This is a genomic window from Nocardioides sp. ChNu-99, from assembly GCF_029493445.1.
GTDB lineage: Bacteria > Actinomycetota > Actinomycetes > Propionibacteriales > Nocardioidaceae > Nocardioides.
In genome coordinates this window covers 1-1,356 of sequence record NZ_JAHWBL010000114.1, presented here as the reverse complement: position 1 = coordinate 1,356, position 1,356 = coordinate 1, and the positions used below count along the sequence as shown (strand labels likewise).

Annotated in this window: 2 protein-coding genes; both read right to left on the bottom strand. The window is 78.3% G+C overall.

What is annotated here, in order from left to right:
* A partial coding sequence (locus KK617_RS18615) for an RDD family protein (protein ID WP_277501676.1) occupies positions 1-653 on the bottom strand: 653 nt, incomplete at its 3' end.
* Positions 654-729: 76 nt separating this feature from the next.
* Positions 730-1,356: FHA domain-containing protein (locus KK617_RS18610; protein ID WP_277501675.1), on the bottom strand; the 627-nt coding region annotated here is incomplete at its 5' end.

The following is a 1,356-nucleotide window of genomic DNA, read 5'->3' as shown; positions in this document are numbered from 1 at the left end:
TGACGCACCGGCTGCGGGTGCGCCGGCGGGGCCGGCGGCGGCGCGGGGGCGGGCTGGGATACCGGTGCCGGCTGCGGCACGGGGGCGGGCTGTCGCGCCGGGGTCGGGTCCGCCGGGGCGGGGCGCAGGCGCATCGCCGTCAGGTTGACGACGTGGCGCGGCGCCTCGTCCTCGGGCGGCGCCTCGTCGGCGGCGCGGCGACGCACGTCGAGCACCACCGAGTTCGCGATGAGGTCGTGGAAGCCGCGCCGTTGACGACCCTGGTCGGTGACGGCCGTCCACGCCAGCGTCACGAGGCCGAACCCGAGCGGCACGGTGGCCGCGAACACGATGAGCGAGCGGAGCACCGCGGGGCCGACGCCGATCGGCGTACCCGTGCCGTGGTGCACGACCCGCAGCCCGAGCAGGGCCTTGCCCGGGGTCACCCCGCGCGTGCCCGTCAGCACCGCGAAGACCAGGCCGACCAGCAGCACCCCGGCGACCGCGACGCCCCACGCGAGCGCCGTGCGCCCCTCCTGGCCGAGGTAGCGCCACGCCGCCCAGCCGATGCCCGCCATGAGGCCCCAGCCCACGAGCCGGTCGACGACGAGGGCGAGGAAGCGGCGGTCGACCTCGGCGGCCGGCGCGGACGCGTCGGCAGCGGACAGGGACATCGGGGCACCTCGGGGATCACGGGCGGGCGGGTGGACGAGCGGGGCGGGGCCGGCGGGACGGGGCGGACCCCCCGGCTCAGGGGTTGGCGACCTGGATGGTGACGCCGTCGCCGAGGTCGATGACGGCGCCCGGGATGAGCTGCACCGCGATGCCGGGCTGCAGCTCCTCCGGCGGCAGGCCGGGCTGCATGAGCACGGTGCCGTTGGTCGAGCCCATGTCGGTGACGACGGCCGAGCCGTGGTCGACGCCGGAGCCGGGGCGCACCTCGAGGTGGGTCGAGGAGATCTCCTGCTGCGGGCTGGGCACCGTCACCAGGCGCGGCTGCTCGGTCGAGCTGAACCGCCGGGCCTCCGGCGCGCGGCCCACGAGGATCGCGCGGTCGACGTCCACGGTGTCGCCGCTGGAGATCACCAGCTTGGCCACCGGGCGCGACGTGACGCTGGGCGCCGGCGGCTGGCCGGGGATGCCGTGCGATGGCCGGGAGAACTGGGCGGGGTCCCAGCCCCCGGCCTGCGTCATCCCGTCGTGGTCGACGTCGTCGTCGCCCGCGGGTGCCGGCGGACCGGCCCACGCGGGGGCGGCGAAGCCCTCGGAGGGTGCGGGCGGGGGCGGCGGCGGCGCGTAGCCACCACCCGGCGCCCAGGCCGGCGGCGGGGGCGGCGGAGCGTCCTCGGCCAGCGGCATGGCCTCGGTGGCCGGCTC